Consider the following 24,131-nt stretch of genomic DNA (forward strand, 5'->3'; position numbering starts at 1 on the left):
AATGTGCTTTTTTTAATATTCGATTCTAAAAAAAACAATATCGATCAACTTTTTAAATATAAATCCTCTGTAAGCTGCCCGCCCTTTTACCCTCGTTCTGGAGTGTGTTATGGCAGCTTCCACATTTTTTATTCCTTCTGTTAATGTCATTGGCGAAGATTCTTTAAAAGATGCGCTGAATATGATGGAGGAATATGGTTTTCGCCGTATATTAATTGTTACTGACAGAATGCTAGCGAAATTAGGTATGGCGGGAGAGGTACAAAAAGCCTTATATGACCGCAATATTTTTAGCATTATTTATGAGGGTACCCAACCTAATCCGACCACGAAGAATGTCGCAGAAGGTTTGAAAATGTTGAAGGAAAATAACTGCGACAGCGTGATCTCCTTAGGCGGCGGTTCTCCGCACGACTGCGCAAAAGGTATTGCACTGGTAGCCGCTAACGGTGGGGATATCCGTGATTATGAAGGCGTAGACCGCTCTACAAAACCACAGTTGCCGATGATTGCCATTAATACCACGGCGGGTACAGCGTCTGAAATGACCCGTTTTTGCATCATCACCGACGAAGTGAGACATATCAAAATGGCGATTGTGGATAAACACGTTACCCCGCTGCTTTCGGTTAATGATTCCTCGCTGATGATCGGTATGCCTAAGTCACTGACTGCAGCTACCGGGATGGATGCTCTCACTCATGCCATCGAAGCGTATGTGTCTATTGCGGCAACGCCAATTACTGATGCCTGCGCGCTGAAAGCAATGACCATGATTGCGGAAAATCTACCGTTAGCCGTCGAAGATGGCAGCAACACTAAAGTGCGTGAAGCAATGGCTTATGCCCAGTTCCTCGCAGGTATGGCATTCAATAACGCTTCTCTGGGTTATGTTCATGCGATGGCGCATCAGTTAGGTGGCTTTTACGATCTGCCGCACGGCGTTTGTAATGCCATTCTGCTGCCGCACGTGCAGTTATATAACAGTAAAGTTGTCGCATCACGTTTGCGTGACTGCGCCGCGGCGATGGGTGTGAACGTCACAGGTAAAAATGATGCTGAAGGGGCAGAAGCCTGTATTAACGCGATTCGCGACCTGGCGAAGAAAGTGGATATCCCGGCAGGTCTGCGTGACCTGAACGTTAAAGAAGAAGATTTCCCGGAGCTGGCAAGCAATGCCCTGAAAGACGCTTGTGGCTTTACTAACCCGATTCAGGCAACTGAGGAAGAAATTGTGGCGATTTATCGCGCTGCAATGTAATCCCCATTCTCCTGCGGCTGGCGTGTTGTCAGCCGCTATCTCAAAATTTGCGATTTTTGAGATAGTTTCTTTAGTCTGCTATACACTATCTCAATATTGCGCTTTTTTGAGATAAGCAAATGGCTATCAAATCACCTCCCAGACTGATTCCTTTATCACACTTATCGGGTGAGGAACTCCAGGCCCACTTACGCTTTAACCGGGTTACCGATGAAAAAGGACGTTATCTGCCTTTTGATGAGTTGCAGTACCGCATCAAAAAAGGGGAAAACATTGAAGTGGCGTGGACGCTTACCCGGCTGGCGCGCAACGCGGCGATCCAGCGAATCAATTATTGCAATGAAGCGGGTGAGCAGGCCGGATTCAGCATTACGCCAGTGATTGCAGAAGCGTGCGAGCTTGTCGACAAACATGCAACCGCGCTGGCGCTGAAAGATCAGACTGAACGGTTACGCGGGGCGGGCGCCGAGTTAAGCCAGTTACGCCTGGAAGAGCCGATTACCAGTTCCCAACTGGAAGGTGCGAATACCACGACGCTGGTGGCGAGAAAAATGCTGGAAACAGGGCGGGCGCCACGCACTGAAGACGAGCATATGATTGCGGGAAATGCCCGGCTGATGGCGGAAATTCCGCAATTACTCACAGAACCGCTGACACCTGCGCTTATACGTCAGTTACATGCTATTGGTATGGGGGGAATAAATGACGCGAAATATCGTCCGGGTGAATTTCGTGAAACAGATGATGTCGTGATCGCCGATTATGACGGCAATATTGTGCACCAACCGCCCGCTGCGGCATTGTTGCCGGAACGACTGGAAAAAGTTTGCCAGTGGTTAAACAGCCATGAAGGGTATATTCACCCGCTGGTCCGCGCCTGCATTCTGCATTTTATGCTGGCCCATGAACATCCGTTTCGCGATGGCAACGGGCGCACCAGTCGGGCGCTGTTTTACTGGTATATGCTGAAATCGGGCTACGATGTCTTTAAATATATTTCCATCAGCCGTTTGCTTCATGTTGCACCAGTCAAATATGCCACCAGCTACCAGTACACTGAATCAGACGGTATGGATCTGACTTATTTCCTTGAATATCAGGCGGGTGTCATTAAACGTGCTGTGCAAAACTGGCAGCAGCATATTGATGAAATTATGCAACGAAGCGCAAAACTTGACCGCCTATTGTTTAGTTCTGGTGTGCTTAGGCGACTGAATCCGCGTCAGGTGACGCTTCTGAATGTGATGCTCGCCAATCTGGGGAAAGAGTACACAGTTTCTGAAACCAGCGCGAGTCTGGGCGTCTCTGATAATACAGCGCGAACTGATTTACGGACGATTGTTAAAGAAGGATTTGCGCAAGAGAAGAAAATTAATGACCAGCAAGTAGTGTACGTCGCACATTACCCGCTGTAGTCCTTGCCAGTAAATTCGTGATAGCCGTCGTAAAGCTGTTACCGACTGGCGAAGATTTCGCCAGTCACGTCTACCCTTGTTATACCTCACACCGCAAGGAGACGATCATGACCAACAATCCCCCTTCAGCACAGATTAAGCCCGGCGAGTATGGTTTCCCCCTCAAGTTAAAAGCCCGCTATGACAACTTTATTGGCGGCGAGTGGGTCGCGCCCGCCGATGGCGAGTATTACCAGAACCTGACGCCGGTAACCGGGCAGTTGTTGTGCGAAGTGGCGTCTTCGGGCAAACGAGATATCGATCTGGCGCTGGATGCTGCGCATAAAGTGAAAGATAAATGGGCGCATACCTCGGTGCAGGATCGCGCAGCGATTCTGTTTAAGATTGCCGATCGGATGGAGCAGAACCTCGAGCTGTTAGCGACGGCAGAAACCTGGGATAACGGCAAACCCATTCGCGAAACCAGTGCTGCCGATGTGCCGCTGGCGATTGACCATTTCCGCTATTTCGCCTCGTGTATTCGGGCGCAGGAAGGCGGGATCAGTGAAGTTGATAGCGAAACCGTGGCTTATCACTTCCACGAACCGTTAGGTGTGGTGGGGCAGATTATCCCGTGGAACTTCCCGCTGCTGATGGCGAGCTGGAAAATGGCTCCCGCGCTGGCGGCGGGCAACTGCGTGGTGCTGAAACCCGCACGACTTACCCCGCTTTCTGTACTGCTGCTAATGGAAATCGTCGGTGATTTACTGCCGCCGGGCGTGGTGAACGTGGTCAACGGTGCGGGCGGCGAAATTGGCGAATATCTGGCGACCTCGAAACGCATCGCCAAAGTGGCGTTTACTGGCTCAACGGAAGTGGGTCAGCAGATTATGCAGTACGCCACGCAAAACATTATTCCAGTAACCCTGGAGCTGGGCGGCAAATCGCCAAATATCTTCTTTGCTGACGTGATGGATGAAGAAGATGCCTTTTTCGATAAGGCGCTGGAAGGCTTTGCATTGTTTGCTTTTAACCAGGGCGAAGTCTGTACCTGCCCAAGCCGTGCTTTAGTGCAGGAGTCTATCTACGAACGCTTCATGGAACGCGCCATCCGCCGTGTTGAAAGTATTCGTAGCGGTAACCCGCTCGACAGCGTGACACAAATGGGCGCGCAGGTATCTCACGGGCAACTGGAAACCATCCTCAATTATATTGATATCGGTAAAAAAGAGGGCGCAGATGTGCTCACCGGCGGGCGGCGCAAGTTGCTGGAAGGCGAGCTGAAAGATGGTTACTACCTTGAACCGACTATCCTGTTTGGTCAGAACAATATGCGTGTTTTCCAGGAAGAAATATTTGGCCCGGTGCTGGCGGTAACCACTTTTAAAACGATGGACGAGGCGCTGGAGCTGGCGAACGACACACAATATGGCCTGGGTGCAGGCGTCTGGAGTCGTAACGGCAATCTGGCCTATAAGATGGGGCGCGGCATTCAGGCCGGGCGCGTGTGGACCAACTGTTATCATGCCTACCCGGCACACGCAGCGTTTGGCGGCTACAAACAGTCGGGCATCGGACGCGAAACCCATAAGATGATGCTGGAGCATTATCAGCAAACCAAGTGTCTGCTGGTGAGCTACTCGGATAAACCGTTGGGGCTGTTCTGATGTTTTAGGCAGGCAACATTAATTGTTGCCTGCCTATGTTTTAGTTGTATAAAGCGGCAGTCGCTTTTAACTCATCGCTGAAAGAATAAATATCATCGAGAGATTCAATAGGATGGCGGGTTTCGTTTTTCTCTAAGTCAAATAGGCCAATATATTTTTGATTTCGATTGAAATGTAATCTACAGAGTGGCTTTCGATTATTGTCATCTACAAGTATACCAAAATAGCTTTTTGTATCTCTGTGGACTATTCGTGGTGCATCAAGCACTACGCGAACTATAGCTTTAACAATATGAAATCCTTCAAGCTCCTCCATAGTAGTAGCAATATCGGTTTCTTCTTTATTAATACATTCTACTTCTTCATTGTGTGAATTAGAATCAATTACAGATAATGAACCACCACCTATTGCCGATTTCAATCTTTCGTTTATTTGAGAGTTAATATATTGATTGGCAGCTTTCTTTGTTAATTTTGCAAATGTATCTTTTACTTTTTGTGTTAACATACCTTCATAAATTCTTGCTGCAAAGAATTTTACAAAATCCTCTTCAGGATTATTCATTTGTGTATGGAGAACTTTTTTAATTAAACTAACATATTTTAATTCACCTGCAGCGTTAATTATTGATTCCAAATCAAATGCTGATTTAGTAAGTTTCTTTATCTCGGGAACAACTGTTTCATCTAAGTCAAGTAGATCTATCTCAAGAAATGGTTTTTCATCCATTTTATTAGGCGCTTCTAGATCAGTAAAAAATTTATAAACTTGTCCATTGGTTAGAATAGATATTCTTGCATTTGTTACATGGAAGTATCGAAAAAGCTGTGAAGCGTGATTTATATTTAGAGGATCGCCGATTTTTTTGCATTCAATGAGAATCTGAACCTCACCACTTTTTAAGATCGCATAGTCAATCTTTTCACCTTTCTTCGTTCCAATATCACATACAAACTCTGGGATAACTTCGGTAGGATCAAAGACATCATAACCTAACACATTGTTAATGAACGGCATTACGAAAGCATTTTTGGTAGCCTCCTCAGTTTCAATGACCCCGGCTTGTTGTTTTATTTTTGTGGATAATGAATTCAGCTTATCTATAAACACCATAGACATTATAACTCCTTTTATATATTTAATAAAAATGCGCTTTATAAAAATATAGAAAATATTTATATATTAACGTTTTATCATTGGTCATAGTTAATGTATAACACAAAAAATAATGTTTGCACATTGTAAATACAATGGTGAAACAAGCTTGATATTTATCAAGAAAATAAAACAATGTCTGTTATTCTTTTATTAGTTATTTTAAACGTTCTATGAATACGAGTTGGAGCTATAGCAAGACTGGCTTCGATATCGCATGGATAATCTAATACAAGGTTTTTTAACGCCTAATACTATGAGTTATACGTAAATTGCGAGTCTCCTCGCATTTTTTCAACAAGTTACTGCACGTGGTTATTCTTCTTCCGAGCGACATTCCTGAATCAATTTTAGCCACCTGACGGCCTCTATAAATCGCGCTATCGTGATTGCTATCGCTAATTATATGTGTATCGTATGTATAATCATGGAAGGACAGGGATGTGAAAAGTGCAGACGTGATCGCCATCCTGAAACAGCATGGCTGGGAACATATTCGAACCCGCGGCAGTCATCATCAGTTTCGCCATCCTGTTCATCCGGGCCTGGTGACGGTCCCGCATCCTAAAAAAGATATTAAGCTAGGTACGCTGGCACAAATTGAGCGTCAGGCTGGTTTAACATTTTAAAATTTCAGGAGGCAATATGTTTTATCCCGCCTATATCCATAGCGATTCCGACGGTAGCGCCAGCGGTTTTTTCCCTGATGTTCCTGGCTGTTATTTTGCCGGGGATACGCTTGATGACGCTTTCCAGGATGCGCGAAGTGCACTGGTCGCACACTTTGAAACCTTGTGCGAGATGAATGAAGAGTTGCCTCTTCCTGGCTCCGTAGACGAACATCTGGCTCAGCAGGCACAGGACTTTATTGGCGGGCAATGGTTGCTGGTGGATATCAATATGAATCAGTTCGAAGGTCGGGCTGAACGTATCAATATTACGATGCCGAAAAGGTTACTGAACAAGATTGATACCTACGTGCGCAATAACCCTGATTACGCCAACAGAAGTGCATTTCTGGCAGAAGCTGCCCGGCGTGTTTTGCCAGGAGTTTAATCTCGTGTTTCGATGGTGAGCGGGCGAACCAGGCTGTACAACCACAAACCAAAACAAGCGATAGTGCCAATCACCACGGTGAGGAACACACTGACTGACAGGCCTGCAAGCATTCCTGCGGGCAGGGCCAGCAGGCCGTGGATTACGGTGTCGTTCCATCTGACCTGATCGTAGCCAAACATGCCTAAAACGCCGCAAACCAGGCCGTAAATCACCATTGGTGTTCCGAGACCAATCAATAATAAACGGTAGATAATTGAAGGTTTAATACGCTTAATCTGTACTGTGGATGTTTTACTGGAGTTATTCATTAGTTTGGCCAATAGTTCCATTCTTTCAATATGATAAGCCTCGACCTGTTTAAAAGCTAGGCAGCACAATTCAGAAAGTATATAAAAAACAATATGTCGTTATATAAATAAGGAAATTGCACTGCATCATGGCATTTCATAATATGCGTTAATTGTTCTTTTTTATATTCTCTGAGGGAAATATGTTTCTGGATTATTTTGCACTGGGAGTGCTTATTTTTGTATTCCTGGTAATCTTCTATGGGATTATTATTTTACATGATATTCCCTACCTGATAGCGAAAAAACGCAACCATCCTCATGCCGATGCCATTCATGTTGCCGGTTGGGTGAGTTTGTTTACGCTGCACGTTATCTGGCCCTTTTTGTGGATTTGGGCCACGCTTTACCGCCCGGAGCGGGGATGGGGAATGCAAAGCCATGATTCATCCGTTATGCAACTACAACAGCGCATTGCCGGGCTGGAGAAACAGCTCGCCGACATGAAAGCTCCTTCTGCCGAGTAATATTTATGGATTTACTGATTATTTTGACCTATGTGGCTTTCGCATGGGCAATGTTTAAGATTTTTAAAATTCCCGTGAATAAATGGACCATCCCTACTGCGGCACTGGGCGGCATATTTATTGTCAGCGGCTTAATTCTATTAATGAACTATAACCATCCATACACCTTTAAAGCGCAAAAAGCGGTTATTTCCATTCCGGTTGTTCCGCAGGTGACGGGTGTAGTAATTGAAGTGACGGACAAGAAAAATACGCTGATTAAAAAAGGCGAAGTGCTATTTCGACTGGATCCGACGCGTTATCAGGCGCGGGTGGATCGACTGATGGCGGATATCGTCACCGCAGAACATAAACAGCGGGCATTGGGGGCAGAGTTAGATGAGATGGCGGCGAATACCCAGCAGGCAAAGGTCACGCGGGATAAATTCGCTAAAGAGTACCAGCGTTACGCACGCGGCAGCCAGGCGAAAGTAAACCCGTTTTCAGAACGGGATATCGATGTGGCGCGGCAAAATTATCTGGCGCAGGAAGCCTCAGTGAAGTCATCGGCGGCGGAACAAAAACAGATCCAGAGCCAACTGGATAGCCTGGTGTTGGGGGAACATTCACAAATCGCCAGCCTGAAAGCGCAGCTTGCGGAAGCAAAATATAACCTTGAGCAGACGGTAGTGCGTGCGCCGAGCGACGGTTACGTGACCCAGGTCCTGATTCGTCCGGGTACCTATGCCGCGTCGCTGCCGCTACGTCCGGTGATGGTGTTTATACCCGATCAGAAACGACAAATTGTGGCGCAGTTCCGCCAGAACTCCTTGCTGCGCCTGGCCCCCGGCGATGATGCGGAAGTGGTGTTTAATGCCCTGCCAGGTAAGGTCTTCAGCGGTAAGCTGGCAGCCATCAGTCCAGCCGTTCCCGGCGGGGCTTATCAGTCGACCGGCACTTTACAGTCGTTAAACACAGCGCCGGGTTCAGATGGCGTTATCGCGACCATTGAACTGGATGAGCATACAGATTTGAGCGCTTTACCAGACGGTATTTACGCCCAGGTGGCGGTCTACTCTGATCATTTCAGCCATGTTTCGGTTATGCGCAAAGTGCTGTTACGCATGACCAGTTGGGTGCATTACCTTTATCTCGACCATTAATCTTTGTTTTCCGCCGCTTGTTCAGGCCGCAGTTGCTGCGACTGAGCAAGCTGGTGGCGAATTTCACGCAGCATTTCATCCAGCACATACTGGACCCGCCAGGGCTGGTATTCCCGTTTACGGAAGATAGCCACCAGATCCAGCCACCATTCATACGGTTGCTGGAAGCAGGGGATCAGCGTGCCGTCTTGCAGGTCGCTCTGCACACTTTTGTCTGGCGCAAACACAATCCCCAGGTGATTTCGCGCCAGCTCCAGCGCCGACTGAGTATTGTCACAGACGTAATTTCCCTTAACACGATAATCACGTACTTCTTTACTTCCGGCGACGTTGAAGCGCCAGATATTCGCGTCATCGATCATCATCGAGTCGATCAAAATACAGGAGTGATGTTCAAGTTCGTCTGGTCGGCTAATGGGGTGTTTCTCAAGATAAGTTTGGCTGGCATAGGCGGTTACTGCATATTGCGTAATAAAACTGGCAACCAGCGATTCATCTTTTGGCGGCGCGTAGCTGATTAAAACATCACAATCATCGGGAAATTCGACACCTTCATAAAAGGCGTTGCGCTCAAGATTGCAGGTTTTTAGCGATAAGGTGATTTCACCGATATCTTTAATTTTGTCGATAACGTGTTTGGATAAATAGGTAATAATGCCAGTTGGTGCGTAGATGGTAACCCGACCACGTTTCTCATGCTTATAATCTGCAATAAAATTATTAAGCTGCTCGTTTCTGTCGAGCATATCATTAATGTACGGTAATAGCGCGGTGCCAAAAGGCGTCAGCATCAATTGCCGTGTGGTTCTGTCAAAGACTTTTAAGCCAACTTTTGATTCAAAATCAGCAAGATATTTACTAACATTGGCCTGCGCGATGCCAAGCACGGTGGCCGCATGGCTGATATTTTCACTGGCAGCGATTACCGAGATAATTTTTAACTCCCGGTACTTGAGTTGTAATTTTGTCATCGCAACAGTCCAATTTATATATAATTTTATATATTACTATATAAATATGAATCTTGCACCGGAGAAATTGTAAGTATTACTATGCCGACTCTTTTTTATCTTAATTTAAAATGGAATGTCGGACATGTTAATTAACCGCAATATTGTGGCGTTATTTTTTATGCCTTTTATGGCAAGTGCAACTGCCGCAGAATTATCTGTTGGTGCTGGCGCAGTTTATAATGAATCGCCTTATCGCGGTTATAATGAAAATACCAAAGCAATTCCGCTGATCAGTTATGAGGGCGATTCTTTTTATGTCCGCCAGACGACGTTGGGTTTTATTCTGTCGCAAAGTGAAAAAAATGAACTTAGCCTGACTGCATCCTGGATGCCGCTGGAATTTGATCCTGCCGATAATGACGACCATGCTATGCAACAACTCGATAAGCGTGACAGTACGGCAATGGCGGGAGTTGCCTGGTATCACCATGAGCGTTGGGGGACCGTGAAAGCTTCTGCGGCAGCTGATGTTCTGGATAACAGTAACGGTTGGGTAGGTGAGTTATCGTTATTCCACAAAATGCAGATAGGTCGCCTGTCGCTGACACCTGCTCTTGGCGTTCTCTATTATGACGAGAATTTCAGTGACTATTACTATGGCATTTCAGAGAGCGAGTCTCGTCGCAGCGGTCTGGCGAGTTATACCGCGCAGGATGCCTGGGTGCCTTATGTCAGCCTGACGGCAAAATACCCCATCGGAGAACACGTCGTATTAATGGCGAGTGCCGGATACAGTGAGCTGCCAGAAGAGATCACTAACAGCCCAATGATTGACCGTAATGAAAGTTTTACTTTTGTCACCGGCGTGAGTTGGCGTTTTTAATTGACTGGGTAGAAAAACTGACCGGAATCATCTCGGGCATTCCCCTATGAAAAGTACGGCATTGATAATCATTTTCAATATCATTTAATTAACTATAATGAACCAACTGCTTACGCGGCATTAACAATCGGCCGCCCGACAATACTGGAGATGAATATGAGCTATACCCTGCCATCCCTGCCGTATGCTTACGATGCCCTGGAACCGCACTTCGATAAGCAGACTATGGAAATCCACCACACCAAACACCATCAGACCTACGTCAACAACGCCAACGCGGCGCTGGAAAGCCTGCCAGAATTCGCTAACCTGCCGGTTGAAGAGCTGATCACCAAACTGGACCAGCTGCCAGCAGACAAAAAAACCGTTCTGCGCAACAACGCTGGCGGTCACGCTAACCACAGTCTGTTCTGGAAAGGTCTGAAAAAAGGCACCACCCTGCAGGGCGATCTGAAAGCGGCTATCGAACGTGATTTCGGTTCCGTTGATAACTTCAAAGCAGAATTTGAAAAAGCGGCAGCTTCCCGCTTTGGTTCCGGCTGGGCATGGCTGGTGCTGAAAGGCGATAAACTGGCGGTGGTTTCTACTGCTAACCAGGACTCCCCGCTGATGGGCGAAGCCATTTCTGGCGCTTCCGGCTTCCCGATTGTGGGCCTGGATGTGTGGGAACACGCTTACTACCTGAAATTCCAGAACCGTCGTCCGGACTACATCAAAGAGTTCTGGAACGTAGTGAACTGGGATGAAGCTGCGGCACGTTTCGCGGCGAAAAAATAATCGCATCTTGCCTGCTGCAATGAGGCGTTTACGCCTCTTGTCAGCATAAAAAACAAACCATCGTGCATAACGGTGGTTTTTTTGTGATCAATTTCAAAAGAAAAACAATGATCCTATAAAATTAAAACGACGTTTCAATTGGTGTGGTGTTGATCACTTTTATTGCCGTGATGAATGTCTATCTTCGTTTCCATCAACACTGATGCTCCGTTAAGGAACCTCGCATCAGCCTATAAAAATATGCCAACAGGTGATGGAAATGCAGATAAAACGCACGATAGAGAAAATCCCGGGGGGGATGATGCTCATCCCGCTGTTCCTTGGCGCACTGTGTCATACTTTCTCGCCGGGGGCGGGGAAATATTTTGGATCATTCACCAACGGGATGATTACTGGCACGGTGCCAATTCTGGCGGTGTGGTTTTTCTGCATGGGGGCGTCTATCAAATTAAGCGCGACGGGAACAGTGTTGCGTAAATCCGGTACGCTGGTGGTAACCAAAATTGCCGTTGCGTGGGTGGTTGCGGCCATTGCTTCGCGCATTATTCCTGAGCACGGTGTCGAAGTTGGATTTTTTGCCGGGCTTTCAACGCTGGCGCTGGTGGCGGCAATGGACATGACCAACGGCGGTCTGTATGCCTCTATCATGCAACAGTACGGCACCAAAGAAGAGGCCGGGGCATTTGTGTTGATGTCGCTGGAATCTGGTCCGCTAATGACGATGATTATTCTGGGAACCGCCGGGATTGCTTCGTTTGAACCGCATGTTTTCGTTGGCGCAGTGTTGCCGTTCCTGGTGGGGTTCGCGCTGGGGAACCTTGATTCTGAATTACGCGAGTTTTTTAGCAAAGCGGTGCAGACGCTGATTCCGTTCTTTGCCTTCGCGCTGGGCAATACCATTGATTTAACCGTGATTGCCCAGACCGGTTTGTTGGGGATCCTGTTGGGTGTGGCGGTGATTATCGTGACCGGTATTCCGTTGATTATTGCCGATAAATTGATTGGCGGTGGCGATGGCACCGCCGGAATTGCCGCCTCCAGTTCTGCCGGGGCCGCAGTGGCAACGCCGGTACTGATTGCGGAAATGATCCCGGCCTTTAAACCGATGGCGCCTGCGGCAACTTCGTTGGTGGCGACGGCGGTAATTGTGACGTCGATTCTGGTGCCAATTCTTACCTCTGTCTGGTCACGTAAAGCCAAAGCCAGAGTGGCGAAGATCGAAATTCTGGGTACGGTGAAATAACCTCTCTTATTCCATATCATCGCCGGATGAATTGACGTTCATCCGGCGTTTTACCTTAAATAACAAATACCTCATCAATCGTCCGACATTCGCTTTCTGTTAACTCCCCACCGGCATTGCGCGACACTCCTGTGCAGTAACCAAACTTACGTGATACCACCGTCTTGATGGTGGTGACAAAATCTTCACCGATGGCGTAGATGGACATATAGGTGCCGATCTGTTGCTGAATATCTTGTAAAGCTGCCAGGTCGCCGCGTTTGAAGGCTTCGCGGGCTTCGACAAACAGCTCTGGCATAACGTTATTTAAGCCAGAGATTATCCCCGCACCGCCAGCCAGCAAATTAGGAATGAAATATTCGTCATACCCCGAAAGCACCGCAAAATCAGGACGCACAGCCTGAGTTGCCTGAATCATGCTGCGGGTGTGTGACTGGCAATCGACGGTATCTTTAATTCCGGCAAACTCAGGAAACTCACTCGCCAGTGTGGCGACCAGGTCTGGGGTTAAATCACAACCGGTCCGCGCCGGGAAGTTATATGCGAACCATTTGCCCTGTAATTCGCGACCCAGATGGCGGAAATAGCTTAATAATTGCTTCGCCGTCTGGCCGTAGTAATAAGGCGGGAGGATCATCACTGCATCATAGCCCGTGCGATACGCTTCTTGCGCCATAATCAGTACATCATGCGTGCATGTGGACGAGACGTTGGCCACCATTTTTAGCTTGCTCATGGCTCGTGCTTCACGAATAAGCATGAGCCTCTCTTCCAGGGTGAAGGAGGCAAACTCACCAATGCTTCCCATTAGCAATATCACATCGATATTAGCGTCAGTGAGTCGCTGCAGATGCTGCTTCAATCCGTTAAGGTCTACATTCCCGTCTTTATCCATCGGCGTGATGGAAGGACACCAGACGCCAGAAAACAGTGATTTATCAGCCACGCTGTAAACTCCTCATAATGAAATGGTGTTTCAAAAACATCTCATTGATAACATGTCTACAGTTTTGTCATGTGAACCGTGCTCTCATTTTGCGCGCCTGACGTAAAATAAATATGGTCTAATGGGGAAATTTCTCGGTGGAGAGGGAACAGATGCGATATCCGGTTGATGTATACACAGGCAACATTCGGGATTATCCGGAAAGCCGTCCAAGTGCAATTGCGAAAATCCAGGTCGATGGCGAGTTAATGTTGACAGAACTGGGGCTGGAAGGCGACGAACAGGCAGAGAAAAAGATTCACGGTGGGCCGGACAGGGCGCTGTGTCATTATCCTCGCGAGCATTATCTCTACTGGGCGCGGGAATTTCCGGAACAGGCAGAGTTGTTTGTTGCGCCAGCTTTTGGTGAAAACCTCTCAACCGACGGCCTGACGGAAAGTAATGTTTATATTGGCGATATTTTCCGCTGGGGAGAGGCGTTGATTCAGGTCACCCAGCCGCGCTCCCCGTGCTACAAACTCAATTACCACTTTGATATCAGTGATATAGCTCAGCTGATGCAAAACACGGGTAAAGTCGGCTGGCTATATAGCGTGATTGCGCCGGGGCTGGTATCTGCTGATGCTCCGCTGGAGTTGGTTTCCCGCGTTAGCGATGTGACCGTGCAAGAGGCTGCCGCCATCGCATGGCATATGCCGTTTGATGATGAGCAGTATCACCGCTTGCTTTCCGCAGCCGGGCTATCGAAAAGCTGGACGCGGACGATGCAGAAACGCCGACTTAGCGGCAAGATTGAAGATAATTCGCGGCGGTTGTGGGGGAAATAACCCCCGGAGAGTAGGCCTGATAAGACGCGACCAGCGTCGCATCAGGCATCATGCTCAAATGCCGGATGCGGCGTAAACGCCTTATCTGGCCACAAATGCTGCCCTTTGCGTAGTAGAGAGTAGGCCTGATAAGACGCTATCAGCGTCGCATCAGGCATCATGCTCAGACGCCGGATGCGGCGTAAACGTCTTATCTGGCCACAAATGCTGCCCTTTGCGTAGTAGAGAGTAGGCCTGATAAGACGCTATCAGCGTCGCATCAGGCATCATGCTCAGACGCCGGATGCGGCGTAAACGCCTTATCCGATCTACAAAAGCGGAGTTTAACTCCGCTTATACAGCGGCAGCCAAATCACCAGACGTAAACCGCCCAGCGGGCTGTCTTCCGCTTTCACCCAACCACGGTGCTGCTGAATGGCGGTTTCGACAATCGCCAGCCCCAAACCTGTACCGCCAGATTCACGATCGCGCGCTTCATCTGTACGATAGAACGGGCGGAAAATCTGTTCGCGATCTTCCGGGCTAACGCCAGGACCATCGTCGTCCACCGTAATGGTGATACCGTCTTTATCTACCGCAAAGCCCACTTCAATCTTCGTATGGGAATAACGCAGAGCATTACGAACAATGTTTTCCAGCGCACTTTCCAGGGCGTTCGGGTTGCCGTACAGCGGCCACGGCCCTGGCGGGAAGTTAACCGTAAACGACTTGCCCATCTGTTCCGCTTCGAATGCCGCGTTATCCAGCACTTCGTTCCACAACTGGTTGGCTTTGATTGTCTCGCTCACCAGCGCGTTTTTCTGCTGATTACGTGACATCACCAACAGGTCGTTGATCATGCTGTCCAGACGCTGGGCTTCGGTTTCAATACGCTCCAGTTCCTTGCTTTCACCACTACGACGACGCAGTAACGCCGTACCCAGTTGCAGACGCGTCAGCGGCGTGCGCAGCTCGTGAGAGATATCAGAAAGCAGGCGCTGCTGGGAGGTCATCATGCGTTCCAGTGCGGTCACCATCTGGTTAAAACTGGCACCTGCGGCAAGAAATTCTTGTGGCCCCGCTTCCAGTTCCGGATGCTGGCGTAAGTTCCCCTGGGCAACTTCATCGGCAGCGTTTTTCAGCTTACGCGCCGGTTTTGCCAGGCTCCAGGCCAACCACAACAGCAGCGGCGTACTGACCAGCATGGTGACAATCAGCAGTAATAGCGGGCGGTCAAACAGTAAGTTTATGAAATCGGATTGAGAACTGCTGGCCGGGCGAATCAGATACAGTTGGTAATTATCTTCGCCATCACGCACGGAGAACGGACCCACCAGTTCCACGCGACCATACTTTTTCTTCTGCGGATGATCGGCGTTATCGGCCTGACCAATAAAGTTGCGAATGATCTGCATTTCGCTGCGTTCAGCGCCGATCACGCGGCCTTCAGTGGTCACCAGTAATAAACGCTGGCCTGGTGGCGCCCACTTATCAATGGCCCGGAACAGGCGACGCCACCACATTAAATCGTTGGGTGGATCGTTCGCCAGTTCCGCTTCGACATGCTGCTCAATCATCAGCCCCTGACGCTGTTCGCTATCCAGAAGCTCGGTCATCTGGCGTGAATCGAGCTTGGGTAACATCAAAACCAGCATCAACACCAGCGCCAGCGTCAGCCAGAAGATGGCGAAGATGCGCGCGGTTAAGCTGCCTATCATGAAGCGGAAACCATCAGATAGCCGCGACCACGCAATGTTTTAAACCAAGGATGACCGTCTTTACGATCCGGCAGCTTACGACGCAGGTTGGAAATATGCATATCGATAGCACGGTCGAAAGGCGTCAGGCGTTTGCCCAGCACTTCCTGGCTTAAATGCTCGCGAGAAACCACCTGACCCAGATGCTGCGCCAGTAGGTAGAGCAGGGTAAATTCAGTACCGGTTAACTCCAGTGTTTGCCCGTCGAAGCTGGCTTCCTGACGGCCTGGATTCAGCACTAAGGCATCAACTTCCAGCGTCGGCGAACCGTTATCGCTGTTCTGCTGTTGCTCGCTCCAGTGCGAACGGCGCAGGATCGCGCGAATACGCGCAACCAGTTCACGGTCGTTAAACGGTTTCGGGAGATAGTCATCCGCACCCAGCTCAAGGCCGAGGACGCGATCAAGTTCACTGCCGCGAGCCGTCAACATAATGACTGGCGTCTGGTGTGTCTGGCGAAGTGCTTTCAGCGTATCGATACCATTTTTCTTCGGCATCATCACATCAAGCAAAAGTAAATCAATGCTGTCGTCCAGAAGAGCAAGCGCCTGTTCCCCATCGTGGGCAACAATCACGTTGAAGCCTTCCATCTCGAGCAGCTCCTTTAACAGGGATGTCAGCTCTCGGTCATCATCAACTAACAGGATTTTATTCATTGTTTAAATACCTCCGAGGCAGAAATTACGTCATCAGACGTCGCTAATCCATGACTTTACGTTGTTTTACACCCCCTGACGCATGTTTGCAGCCTGAATCGTAAACTCTCTATCGTTGAATCGCGACAGAAAGATTTGGGAGCAAATGATGCGCATAGTTACCGCTGCCGTCATGGCCTCAACGCTGGCAGTCAGTTCATTAAGCCACGCTGCTGAAGTCGGTTCAGGCGATAACTGGCATCCGGGAGAAGAACTTACGCAGCGCAGTACGCAGAGCCATATGTTCGACGGCATAAGTTTAACCGAACATCAGCGTCAGCAGATGCGAGATCTTATGCAACAGGCCCGGCACGAACAGCCACCTGTTAATGTTAGCGAACTGGAGACAATGCATCGCCTTGTCACCGCAGAAAATTTTGATGAAAACGCTGTGCGCGCACAGGCAGAAAAAATGGCGAACGAGCAAATAGCTCGTCAGGTTGAGATGGCAAAAGTCCGCAACCAAATGTATCGCCTGTTAACGCCGGAGCAGCAAGCGGTTTTAAACAAGAAACATCAACAACGAATGGAACAGTTGCGCGACGTGACGCAATGGCAAAAAAGTTCATCGTTGAAGCTATTGAGTAGTAGCAACTCACGTTCCCAGTAGTAAACCCTGTTTTCCTTGCCATAGACACCATCCCTGTCTTCCCCCACATGATGTGGGGGTTTTTTTTATCCGCAATTTGCCTGTTACTTGATGCATTGCAGATGATTTGCATCCGTTATACTACCGTCAGTTGATAGCGGGAGTATTTATGAATCAATCTTATGGGCAGCTGGTCAGTCGGGCAGCGATTGCTGCAACGGCGATGGCTTCGCTGTTATTACTGATTAAAATTTTTGCATGGTGGTATACCGGATCAGTGAGTATTCTCGCTGCGCTGGTGGATTCGCTGGTGGATATCGGCGCGTCATTAACTAACTTATTGGTCGTGCGTTACTCACTGCAACCTGCCGACGATAATCACTCCTTTGGTCACGGTAAAGCTGAATCGCTCGCCGCGCTGGCGCAAAGTATGTTTATCTCCGGCTCCGCGCTGTTCCTGTTTTTGACCGGTATTCAGCATTTGGTTTCTCCGACACCGATGAAAGACCCGGGTATTGGGGTTATCGTGACTATTGTGGCGCTAATTTGTACGATTATTCTTGTCTCGTTTCAGCGTTGGGTCGTTCGCCGGACGCAAAGCCAGGCAGTGCGGGCAGATATGCTACATTATCAGTCTGATGTTATGATGAACGGCGCGATTTTGCTGGCGCTGGGATTGTCCTGGTACGGCTGGCATCGTGCTGATGCCCTGTTTGCTTTGGGAATCGGCATCTATATTTTATATAGCGCGTTACGCATGGGGTATGAGGCGGTCCAGTCATTATTGGATCGTGCGCTGCCCGATGGCGAACGACAGGAAATTATTGATATCGTGACTTCCTGGCCGGGAGTTAGCGGCGCTCACGATCTTCGCACGCGGCAGTCAGGGCCGACCCGCTTTATTCAGATTCATTTGGAAATGGAAGACTCTCTGCCTTTGGTTCAGGCACATATGGTGGCGGATCAGGTAGAGCAGGCTATTTTACGGCGTTTTCCGGGTTCAGATGTGATTATCCATCAGGATCCTTGTTCTGTCGTACCCAGGGAGAGTAAACGGTCTACGCTTTCATAATCCGTACAAAAGAGAGCCAGACCCGCATTTTGTGTATAAAATACCGCCATTTGGCCTGACCTGAATCAATTCAGCAGGAAGTGATTGTTATACTATTTGTACATTCGTTGGATCACTTCGATGTGCAAGAAGACTTCCGGCAACAGATTTCATTTTGCATTCCAAAGTTCAGAGGTAGTCATGATTAAGAAAATCGGTGTGTTGACAAGCGGCGGTGATGCGCCAGGCATGAACGCCGCAATTCGCGGGGTTGTTCGTTCTGCGCTGACAGAAGGTCTGGAAGTAATGGGTATTTATGACGGCTATCTGGGTCTGTATGAAGACCGTATGGTACAGCTAGACCGTTACAGCGTGTCTGACATGATCAACCGTGGTGGTACATTCCTCGGTTCTGCGCGCTTCCCGGAATTCCGCGACGAGAACATCCGCGCCGTGGCTATCGAAAACCTGAAAAAACGTGGTATCGACGCGCTGGTGGTTATCGGCGGTGACGGTTCCTACATGGGGGCAATGCGTCTGACCGAAATGGGCTTCCCGTGCATCGGCCTGCCGGGCACCATCGACAACGACATCAAAGGTACTGACTACACCATTGGTTTCTTCACGGCATTGAGCACCGTTGTTGAAGCTATCGACCGTCTGCGTGACACCTCTTCTTCTCACCAACGTATTTCCGTGGTGGAAGTGATGGGCCGCTACTGTGGCGATCTGACTCTGGCTGCGGCTATTGCTGGTGGCTGTGAATTCGTTGTGGTTCCGGAAGTTGAATTCAGCCGTGACGATCTGGTAAACGAAATCAAAGCCGGTATCGCGAAAGGTAAAAAACACGCGATTGTGGCGATCACTGAACATATGTGTGACGTCGACGAGCTGGCTCATTTCATCGAAAAAGAAACTGGCCGTGAAACCCGTGCAACTGTGCTGGGCCACATCCAGCGTGGTGGTTCCCCGGTACCTTACGACCGTATTCTGGCTTCCCGTATGGGCGCTTACGCTATCGATCTGCTGCTGGCAGGCTACGGTGGTCGTTGCGTAGGTATTCAGAACGAACAACTGGTTCACCATGACATCATCGATGCTATCGAAAACATGAAGCGTCCGTTCAAAGGTGACTGGCTGGACTGCGCGAAAAAACTGTATTAATGATTTCGGAAAAAGGCAGATTTCTTTAGCCTGAAACCGATGACAGAGGCAAAAATGCCTGATGCGCTTCGCTTATCAGGCCTACATGAATTCTGCAATCTATTGAGTTTGCAAGCTTTTGTAGGCCGGATAAGGCGTTCACGCCGCATCCGGCATGAACAAAGCGCACTTTGTCAGCAATATGAGGCGGATTTCTTCCGCCTTTTTAACTCCCCCATATATACCCGCAAGTTATAGCCAATCTTTTTTTATTCTTTAATGTTTGAATCCCTTTCTGGCACGCTTTGTTCATCACAACACAACATAAGAGAGCCGGGCGATGAACAAGTGGGGCGTAGGGTTAACTTTATTACTGGCAGCGACCAGCGTTATGGCAAAGGATATTCAGCTTCTTAACGTTTCGTATGATCCAACGCGCGAACTGTACGAGCAGTACAACAAAGCCTTCAGCGCCCACTGGAAACAGCAAACCGGCGATAACGTGGTGATTCGCCAGTCGCACGGCGGTTCGGGTAAACAGGCGACGTCGGTAATCAATGGCATAGAAGCTGATGTCGTCACGCTGGCGCTAGCCTATGACGTGGATGCCATTGCTGAACGTGGTCGTATCGATAAAGAGTGGGTCAAGCGTCTGCCGGATAACTCCGCACCTTATACTTCTACCATTGTCTTCCTGGTGCGCAAGGGTAATCCGAAGCAGATTCACGACTGGAACGATTTGATTAAGCCTGGTGTTTCGGTGATCACCCCGAACCCGAAAAGTTCTGGTGGTGCTCGCTGGAACTACCTGGCCGCCTGGGGCTACGCCTTGCATCACAACAACAACGATCAGGCAAAAGCGCAGGAATTCGTGCAGTCGTTGTATAAAAACGTCGAAGTACTGGATTCCGGTGCGCGCGGTTCAACGAATACCTTTGTTGAGCGCGGCATTGGCGACGTGCTGATTGCCTGGGAAAACGAAGCTCTGCTGGCGGCGAATGAACTGGGGAAAGATAAATTCGAAATCGTCACGCCGAGCGAATCTATTCTCGCAGAACCTACGGTGTCAGTTGTCGATAAAGTGGTAGAGAAAAAAGGCACTAAAGAGGTGGCGGAAGCTTACCTGCACTATCTCTACTCGCCAGAAGGCCAGGAGATTGCGGCTAAAAACTACTATCGTCCGCGCGATCCTCAGGTAGCGAAAAAATATGAAAATGCCTTTCCGAAGCTGAAGTTATTCACCATTGATGAAGAGTTCGGTGGCTGGACGAAAGCGCAAAAAGAGCATTTCTCTAACGGCGGTACGTTTGACCAAATCAGCAAACGTTAATTTTGTTGAAGGCAATCAGACCCGGTGGCATCTCGCGACCGGGTTTTTTATTTGTCACGATTTTGCGTTACCCTTGCATCTCTTTGAGGTACAGGGAAAAAAAGATGAAAAAAGCAGGTCTTCTTTTTTTAGCGATGATGGTTATCGCTGTTGCTGCTGCAGGCATTGGTTACTGGAAATTGACCGGTGAAGAGTCGGACACGTTGCGCCAGATTGCCCTTGAGCAATGTTTACCCAACCAGCAGCAAAACCAAAACCCTTCGCCATGTGCGGAAGTCAAACCCAATGCCGGATATGTGGTTTTAAAAGACCTCAACGGTCCTCTGCAATATTTGTTGATGCCAACGTATCGTATTAACGGCACTGAAAGTCCATTGTTAACCGATCCTTCAACGCCTAATTTCTTCTGGTTAGCCTGGCAGGCGCGTGATTTTATGAGCAAAAAATACGGCCAGCCAGTCCCCGATCGCGCGGTATCTCTGGCGATTAACTCCCGTACCGGGCGCACGCAAAACCATTTTCATATTCATATCTCTTGTATTCGTCCTGATGTGCGCGAACAACTGGATAATAATCTGGCGAATATCAGCACCCGTTGGTTACCGCTGCCCGGAGGGCTGCGTGGGCATGAATACCTGGCACGTAGGGTAACTGAAAGCGAGCTGGTAAAACGGAGTCCGTTTATGATGCTGGCAGAAGAAGTGCCAGAGGCACGGGAACATATGGGCAGTTACGCGCTGGCGATGGTGCGGCAGAGTGATAACTCGTTTGTATTGCTGGCGACGCAGCGCAATCTGCTGACGCTGAATCGTGCTTCAGCCGAGGAACTTCAGGATCATCAGTGTGAGATTTTGCGTTAAAGCGAGGAGTTGTTGAGGAAAGCTAAGTGCCGGATGCGATATCCGGCACCAGTCAGACTTAAGCCTGTTTAGCCGCTTCTGCAGCTTTAACGATCACTGCGAAGGCGTCAGCTTTCAGAGAAGCACCGCCAACCAGCGCACCGTCGATGTCCGGTTGAGCGAACAGTTCTGCGGCGTTAGACGCGTTTACAGAACCGCCGTACTGGATGATCACTTGTTCAGCGATGTTAGCGTCAACTTTAGCGATGTGGTCACGGATAAATTTGTGAACAGCCTGAGCCTGCGCCGGAGTTGCAGATTTGCCAGTACCGATTGCCCATACTGGTTCGTAAGCGATTACCGCACCTTCGAATGCCGCAGCACCCTGAGTTTTCAGTACCGCGTCGATCTGACGTGCGCAAACTTCTTCAGTTTTGCCCGCTTCGTTTTCAGCTTCGGTTTCACCGATGCACAGAACCGGAGTCAGACCCTGCTCTTTCAGCACCGCGAATTTTTTCGCGATCAGTTCGTCAGACTCTTTGTGGTAAGTACGACGTTCAGAGTGACCGATGATGATGTACTGTGCGCCGATGTCTTTCAGCATAGCAGCAGAGGTTTCACCAGTGAATGCGCCGGACAGGTTCAGATCCACGTTCTGCGCACCCAGCATGATGTGGCTGCCTTCAGCTTCACGCTTCGCCATATCGATGTACATTTCTGGTGGCGCGATTGCAACGCCACAGCCATCAACGCCTGCCAGCTCTTTACGCAGGTTAGAAACCAGCTCATGAACCATGTGGCGGCTGCCGTTCAGTTTCCAGTTACCCATCACTAAAGGATGTCGCATTTTAATTCTCCACGCTTATAAGCGAATAAAGGAAGATGGCCGCCCCGCGGGGCAGCAGGTCTGTGAAACAGTATAGAGATTCATCACTGGAAAGGCTTTGCTTTTTGTCATTTATTCAACCCTTCAAGCGATTCAGATAGCGCCAGCTTAATCGGTTCAACAGCGAAGGTCAGTCCCTTTTCGCCGTTGTCCGCGACAACATAGCGCAGTGCGCCTTCTGTCTCTGTGTAATAACGTTTGTTTTTCCCCGCAGTAAGGAGCGACTGTAGCTTTTTCTGGCTTTGTGTTTTGGTCATCAGCGGGGTGAGTGTGCGGATCACCGCCGCCATGTATTCATGAGCTTTTGCTTTGGCGGCTTTTTGCTCTGGTCCCTGGATTGGTAGCCAGGTAATTTGAATGCTTTTGATTTTTAAAGTGCCACGCTCCAGCGCCGTAGAGGCATACAAGTTCTCGTTAATTTTACTGGCGGCGCGAGTCAGATTGGCTTTGTCGGGGCTGCTGTCGATGGCGCGAAACTCGTTCAGTGGCAGGTTGGGGTTCTGGCTGTTAAAGTTTTCTCGAAACTGGCTGATGGAGAGATCGAAGGTAGGGGCGCCAGCAAGCAGATAGGGCGCAGTGGTCGCCGTACCTGGTGTTTGTGCATGCACCGTTGTGCTAACGGCTGATGCAGAACATAAGAGAAAAAACAGCGTAAACCCTGGCTTCATCGACAGTACCTTTTGTTATGACTGGCTCCGATTAAAACGATATCTGTCTCCCTTGTCAAAAGGGTAGAATCCTGGAAAAGACAACCATCAAGGAACTTACATGACCATACAGCAATGGTTATTCTCGTTTAAAGGGCGTATTGGGCGCCGTGATTTCTGGATTTGGATTGGCCTCTGGTTCGTTGGCATGCTGGTGCTTTTCTCACTGGCAGGTAAAAACTTACTCGATATCCAGACCGCCGCGTTTTGCCTGGTGTGCTTACTTTGGCCGACAGCGGCAGTAACGGTCAAACGACTGCACGATCGCGGGCGTTCCGGCGCATGGGCATTTTTAATGATTGTAGCGTGGATGCTGCTGGCGGGTAACTGGGCGATTTTACCGGGCGTCTGGCAATGGACGGTGGGGCGTTTTGTCCCGACGTTGATTCTGGTGATGATGCTTATTGATCTTGGCGCATTTGTCGGTACGCAGGGCGAAAATAAATTTGGCAAAGATACTCTGGATGTGAAGTATAAAGCTGACAATAAATCAAGTAATTAACCTTTAATATATCTTTTATTGCTATTTTTTTCCGGGATCGTTATTTCCACGCTGGAAATGACAATGCCCGGAAAATCCTCCTCATTTCCTCACCTTAAGCAATATCAAAAAAAATGGTAATCCATAAGATCATTACTTGTTTGTTCTTCTCTTAACGGCGCATTATTCTTAAGTCGTAATCGACAGAGAGGCGAATATACAGAGGTGCCCTATGAAAGATGTCGTAGATAAATGCAGTACTAAAGGATGTGCGATTGATATCGGTACGGTGATTGATAACGACAACTGTACCAGTAAGTTTTCGCGCTTTTTTGCCACCCGCGAAGAAGCAGAGTCCTTTATGACCAAACTGAAAGAGCTTGCCGCCACTGCATCCTCTGCGGATGAAGGGGCCAGTGTGGCCTATAAGATTAAGGATCTGGAGGGGCAAGTTGAGCTTGATGCGGCCTTCACCTTCTCATGCCAGGCCGAGATGATTATTTTTGAGTTATCCCTGCGTTCGTTAGCTTGATGGAGTCGCTTTGGAAGGAG

General features: G+C 48.8%; 26 protein-coding genes. 18 read left to right on the plus strand and 8 right to left on the minus strand.

Going from position 1 to position 24,131, the window contains the following annotated elements; all coding sequences use genetic code 11:
* The first annotated feature begins 109 nt into the window (after window positions 1-109).
* From yiaY to aldB, 3 genes are all read left to right on the plus strand, one after another.
* Entirely contained in the window at window positions 110-1,261 is a 1,152-nt protein-coding gene (gene yiaY, locus FEK42_RS14365; RefSeq protein ID WP_135493202.1) for an L-threonine dehydrogenase, read from the plus strand.
* 119 nt (window positions 1,262-1,380) lie between these two features.
* A complete protein-coding gene (locus FEK42_RS14370; protein ID WP_135493203.1) occupies window positions 1,381-2,676 on the plus strand; it encodes a Fic family protein in 1,296 nt (431 codons plus the stop codon).
* Between the two features lie 107 nt (window positions 2,677-2,783).
* The gene (gene aldB / locus FEK42_RS14375) at window positions 2,784-4,322 is read left to right on the plus strand and encodes an aldehyde dehydrogenase AldB (RefSeq protein ID WP_000183976.1); all 1,539 of its coding nucleotides are present in this window, start codon (window positions 2,784-2,786) and stop codon (window positions 4,320-4,322) included.
* Window positions 4,323-4,362: 40 nt separating this feature from the next.
* Here aldB and FEK42_RS14380 read toward each other — a convergent pair whose 3' ends face one another.
* The gene (locus tag FEK42_RS14380) at window positions 4,363-5,442 is read right to left on the minus strand and encodes a type I restriction endonuclease (RefSeq protein WP_171022636.1); all 1,080 of its coding nucleotides are present in this window, start codon (window positions 5,440-5,442) and stop codon (window positions 4,363-4,365) included.
* Between the two features lie 479 nt (window positions 5,443-5,921).
* On the opposite strand from FEK42_RS14380, the gene FEK42_RS14390 reads away from it, so the two are divergent.
* Both FEK42_RS14390 and FEK42_RS14395 read left to right on the plus strand, forming a co-directional pair.
* Window positions 5,922-6,107 (plus strand): type II toxin-antitoxin system HicA family toxin, encoded by a 186-nt coding sequence (locus tag FEK42_RS14390; RefSeq protein WP_130206652.1) that lies wholly within the window; start codon window positions 5,922-5,924, stop codon window positions 6,105-6,107.
* Window positions 6,108-6,123: 16 nt separating this feature from the next.
* Window positions 6,124-6,534 carry a type II toxin-antitoxin system HicB family antitoxin gene (locus FEK42_RS14395; RefSeq protein WP_130206650.1) on the plus strand — a complete coding sequence of 137 codons (411 nt, stop codon included), beginning with the start codon at window positions 6,124-6,126 and terminating at the stop codon, window positions 6,532-6,534.
* Here the strand turns inward: FEK42_RS14395 and FEK42_RS14400 are convergent.
* Window positions 6,531-6,845 carry a hypothetical protein gene (locus FEK42_RS14400; protein WP_130206648.1) on the minus strand — a complete coding sequence of 105 codons (315 nt, stop codon included), beginning with the start codon at window positions 6,843-6,845 and terminating at the stop codon, window positions 6,531-6,533. The genes FEK42_RS14395 and FEK42_RS14400 overlap by 4 nt on opposite strands.
* A 182-nt stretch (window positions 6,846-7,027) precedes the next feature.
* Between FEK42_RS14400 and FEK42_RS14405 the strand changes: the two genes are divergently transcribed.
* On the plus strand, window positions 7,028-7,351 hold the full coding sequence (locus FEK42_RS14405; RefSeq protein WP_130206646.1) for a DUF3302 domain-containing protein: 324 nt from the start codon (window positions 7,028-7,030) through the stop codon (window positions 7,349-7,351).
* Window positions 7,352-7,356: 5 nt separating this feature from the next.
* Window positions 7,357-8,493 (plus strand): HlyD family secretion protein, encoded by a 1,137-nt coding sequence (locus FEK42_RS14410; protein ID WP_138211871.1) that lies wholly within the window; start codon window positions 7,357-7,359, stop codon window positions 8,491-8,493.
* Here FEK42_RS14410 and FEK42_RS14415 read toward each other — a convergent pair.
* A complete protein-coding gene (locus tag FEK42_RS14415) occupies window positions 8,490-9,464 on the minus strand; it encodes a LysR family transcriptional regulator (RefSeq protein WP_130206642.1) in 975 nt (324 codons plus the stop codon). The genes FEK42_RS14410 and FEK42_RS14415 overlap by 4 nt on opposite strands.
* A gap of 124 nt (window positions 9,465-9,588) precedes the next feature.
* Between FEK42_RS14415 and FEK42_RS14420 the strand changes: the two genes are divergently transcribed.
* The 3 genes from FEK42_RS14420 (at window position 9,589) to kdgT (ending at window position 12,349) form a co-directional block, all read left to right on the plus strand.
* Complete coding sequence (locus FEK42_RS14420) at window positions 9,589-10,329, plus strand: MipA/OmpV family protein (protein WP_130206640.1); 741 nt, start codon at window positions 9,589-9,591, stop codon at window positions 10,327-10,329.
* A 156-nt stretch (window positions 10,330-10,485) separates the two neighbouring features.
* Entirely contained in the window at window positions 10,486-11,106 is a 621-nt protein-coding gene (sodA, locus tag FEK42_RS14425) for a superoxide dismutase [Mn] (RefSeq protein ID WP_001361705.1), read from the plus strand.
* A 259-nt stretch (window positions 11,107-11,365) separates the two neighbouring features.
* Window positions 11,366-12,349, plus strand: a complete 984-nt coding sequence (gene kdgT, locus FEK42_RS14430; RefSeq protein WP_130259279.1) for a 2-keto-3-deoxygluconate transporter — start codon at window positions 11,366-11,368, stop codon at window positions 12,347-12,349.
* A 55-nt stretch (window positions 12,350-12,404) separates the two neighbouring features.
* On the opposite strand, the gene FEK42_RS14435 is transcribed toward kdgT, so the two are convergent.
* Window positions 12,405-13,295, minus strand: a complete 891-nt coding sequence (locus FEK42_RS14435) for a dihydrodipicolinate synthase family protein (protein WP_135410660.1) — start codon at window positions 13,293-13,295, stop codon at window positions 12,405-12,407.
* A gap of 152 nt (window positions 13,296-13,447) precedes the next feature.
* On the opposite strand from FEK42_RS14435, the gene yiiM reads away from it, so the two are divergent.
* On the plus strand, window positions 13,448-14,122 hold the full coding sequence (gene yiiM, locus FEK42_RS14440; protein WP_135493205.1) for a 6-hydroxyaminopurine reductase: 675 nt from the start codon (window positions 13,448-13,450) through the stop codon (window positions 14,120-14,122).
* Window positions 14,123-14,445: 323 nt separating this feature from the next.
* Here the strand turns inward: yiiM and cpxA are convergent, their stop codons facing one another.
* Window positions 14,446-15,819 carry an envelope stress sensor histidine kinase CpxA gene (gene cpxA, locus FEK42_RS14445; RefSeq protein WP_000580414.1) on the minus strand — a complete coding sequence of 458 codons (1,374 nt, stop codon included), beginning with the start codon at window positions 15,817-15,819 and terminating at the stop codon, window positions 14,446-14,448.
* A complete protein-coding gene (gene cpxR, locus FEK42_RS14450; protein WP_130206632.1) occupies window positions 15,816-16,514 on the minus strand; it encodes an envelope stress response regulator transcription factor CpxR in 699 nt (232 codons plus the stop codon). The genes cpxA and cpxR overlap by 4 nt, the downstream gene beginning before the upstream one ends.
* 148 nt (window positions 16,515-16,662) lie before the next feature.
* On the opposite strand from cpxR, the gene cpxP reads away from it, so the two are divergent.
* From cpxP to cdh, 5 genes are all read left to right on the plus strand, one after another.
* Window positions 16,663-17,163: a cell-envelope stress modulator CpxP gene (gene cpxP / locus FEK42_RS14455; RefSeq protein ID WP_130206850.1), complete on the plus strand. Its 501-nt coding sequence runs from the start codon at window positions 16,663-16,665 to the stop codon at window positions 17,161-17,163.
* A 148-nt stretch (window positions 17,164-17,311) separates the two neighbouring features.
* Window positions 17,312-18,214, plus strand: a complete 903-nt coding sequence (gene fieF / locus FEK42_RS14460) for a CDF family cation-efflux transporter FieF (protein ID WP_135493206.1) — start codon at window positions 17,312-17,314, stop codon at window positions 18,212-18,214.
* 180 nt (window positions 18,215-18,394) lie between these two features.
* Window positions 18,395-19,357: a 6-phosphofructokinase gene (gene pfkA / locus FEK42_RS14465; protein WP_032185626.1), complete on the plus strand. Its 963-nt coding sequence runs from the start codon at window positions 18,395-18,397 to the stop codon at window positions 19,355-19,357.
* Window positions 19,358-19,676: 319 nt separating this feature from the next.
* On the plus strand, window positions 19,677-20,666 hold the full coding sequence (gene sbp / locus FEK42_RS14470; protein WP_135493207.1) for a sulfate/thiosulfate ABC transporter substrate-binding protein Sbp: 990 nt from the start codon (window positions 19,677-19,679) through the stop codon (window positions 20,664-20,666).
* 104 nt (window positions 20,667-20,770) lie between these two features.
* On the plus strand, window positions 20,771-21,526 hold the full coding sequence (gene cdh, locus FEK42_RS14475) for a CDP-diacylglycerol diphosphatase (RefSeq protein ID WP_130215256.1): 756 nt from the start codon (window positions 20,771-20,773) through the stop codon (window positions 21,524-21,526).
* 58 nt (window positions 21,527-21,584) lie between these two features.
* On the opposite strand, the gene tpiA is transcribed toward cdh, so the two are convergent.
* On the minus strand, window positions 21,585-22,352 hold the full coding sequence (gene tpiA / locus FEK42_RS14480) for a triose-phosphate isomerase (RefSeq protein ID WP_130206626.1): 768 nt from the start codon (window positions 22,350-22,352) through the stop codon (window positions 21,585-21,587).
* Window positions 22,353-22,459: 107 nt separating this feature from the next.
* On the minus strand, window positions 22,460-23,059 hold the full coding sequence (locus FEK42_RS14485) for a YiiQ family protein (protein WP_130206624.1): 600 nt from the start codon (window positions 23,057-23,059) through the stop codon (window positions 22,460-22,462).
* Between the two features lie 100 nt (window positions 23,060-23,159).
* Here FEK42_RS14485 and FEK42_RS14490 point away from each other — a divergent pair, with 100 nt between their 5' ends.
* Entirely contained in the window at window positions 23,160-23,600 is a 441-nt protein-coding gene (locus FEK42_RS14490) for a DUF805 domain-containing protein (RefSeq protein ID WP_064530283.1), read from the plus strand.
* A 211-nt stretch (window positions 23,601-23,811) separates the two neighbouring features.
* A complete protein-coding gene (locus tag FEK42_RS14495; protein WP_032204720.1) occupies window positions 23,812-24,111 on the plus strand; it encodes a DUF406 domain-containing protein in 300 nt (99 codons plus the stop codon).
* Window positions 24,112-24,131 lie beyond the last annotated feature (20 nt).

Origin of the sequence: Escherichia sp. E2748 (assembly GCF_005781125.1) — a bacterium.
Taxonomy (GTDB): domain Bacteria; phylum Pseudomonadota; class Gammaproteobacteria; order Enterobacterales; family Enterobacteriaceae; genus Escherichia.

Bases quoted from the DNA above. Each gene is read 5' to 3' on its own strand.
- FEK42_RS14370 (WP_135493203.1), top strand. From the start codon at position 1,381: ATGGCTATCAAATCACCTCCCAGACTGATTCCTTTATCACACTTATCG.
- yiaY (WP_135493202.1), top strand. From the start codon at position 110: ATGGCAGCTTCCACATTTTTTATTCCTTCTGTTAATGTCATTGGCGAA.
- pfkA (WP_032185626.1), top strand. From the start codon at position 18,395: ATGATTAAGAAAATCGGTGTGTTGACAAGCGGCGGTGATGCGCCAGGC.
- fieF (WP_135493206.1), top strand. From the start codon at position 17,312: ATGAATCAATCTTATGGGCAGCTGGTCAGTCGGGCAGCGATTGCTGCA.
- sbp (WP_135493207.1), top strand. From the start codon at position 19,677: ATGAACAAGTGGGGCGTAGGGTTAACTTTATTACTGGCAGCGACCAGC.
- cpxA (WP_000580414.1), bottom strand. From the start codon at position 15,819: ATGATAGGCAGCTTAACCGCGCGCATCTTCGCCATCTTCTGGCTGACG.
- FEK42_RS14495 (WP_032204720.1), top strand. From the start codon at position 23,812: ATGAAAGATGTCGTAGATAAATGCAGTACTAAAGGATGTGCGATTGAT.
- cpxP (WP_130206850.1), top strand. From the start codon at position 16,663: ATGCGCATAGTTACCGCTGCCGTCATGGCCTCAACGCTGGCAGTCAGT.
- FEK42_RS14415 (WP_130206642.1), bottom strand. From the start codon at position 9,464: ATGACAAAATTACAACTCAAGTACCGGGAGTTAAAAATTATCTCGGTA.
- cpxR (WP_130206632.1), bottom strand. From the start codon at position 16,514: ATGAATAAAATCCTGTTAGTTGATGATGACCGAGAGCTGACATCCCTG.
- sodA (WP_001361705.1), top strand. From the start codon at position 10,486: ATGAGCTATACCCTGCCATCCCTGCCGTATGCTTACGATGCCCTGGAA.
- aldB (WP_000183976.1), top strand. From the start codon at position 2,784: ATGACCAACAATCCCCCTTCAGCACAGATTAAGCCCGGCGAGTATGGT.
- FEK42_RS14490 (WP_064530283.1), top strand. From the start codon at position 23,160: ATGACCATACAGCAATGGTTATTCTCGTTTAAAGGGCGTATTGGGCGC.
- kdgT (WP_130259279.1), top strand. From the start codon at position 11,366: ATGCAGATAAAACGCACGATAGAGAAAATCCCGGGGGGGATGATGCTC.
- FEK42_RS14405 (WP_130206646.1), top strand. From the start codon at position 7,028: ATGTTTCTGGATTATTTTGCACTGGGAGTGCTTATTTTTGTATTCCTG.
- FEK42_RS14400 (WP_130206648.1), bottom strand. From the start codon at position 6,845: ATGAATAACTCCAGTAAAACATCCACAGTACAGATTAAGCGTATTAAA.
- cdh (WP_130215256.1), top strand. From the start codon at position 20,771: ATGAAAAAAGCAGGTCTTCTTTTTTTAGCGATGATGGTTATCGCTGTT.
- FEK42_RS14485 (WP_130206624.1), bottom strand. From the start codon at position 23,059: ATGAAGCCAGGGTTTACGCTGTTTTTTCTCTTATGTTCTGCATCAGCC.
- yiiM (WP_135493205.1), top strand. From the start codon at position 13,448: ATGCGATATCCGGTTGATGTATACACAGGCAACATTCGGGATTATCCG.
- tpiA (WP_130206626.1), bottom strand. From the start codon at position 22,352: ATGCGACATCCTTTAGTGATGGGTAACTGGAAACTGAACGGCAGCCGC.
- FEK42_RS14420 (WP_130206640.1), top strand. From the start codon at position 9,589: ATGTTAATTAACCGCAATATTGTGGCGTTATTTTTTATGCCTTTTATG.
- FEK42_RS14410 (WP_138211871.1), top strand. From the start codon at position 7,357: ATGGATTTACTGATTATTTTGACCTATGTGGCTTTCGCATGGGCAATG.
- FEK42_RS14395 (WP_130206650.1), top strand. From the start codon at position 6,124: ATGTTTTATCCCGCCTATATCCATAGCGATTCCGACGGTAGCGCCAGC.
- FEK42_RS14380 (WP_171022636.1), bottom strand. From the start codon at position 5,442: ATGTCTATGGTGTTTATAGATAAGCTGAATTCATTATCCACAAAAATA.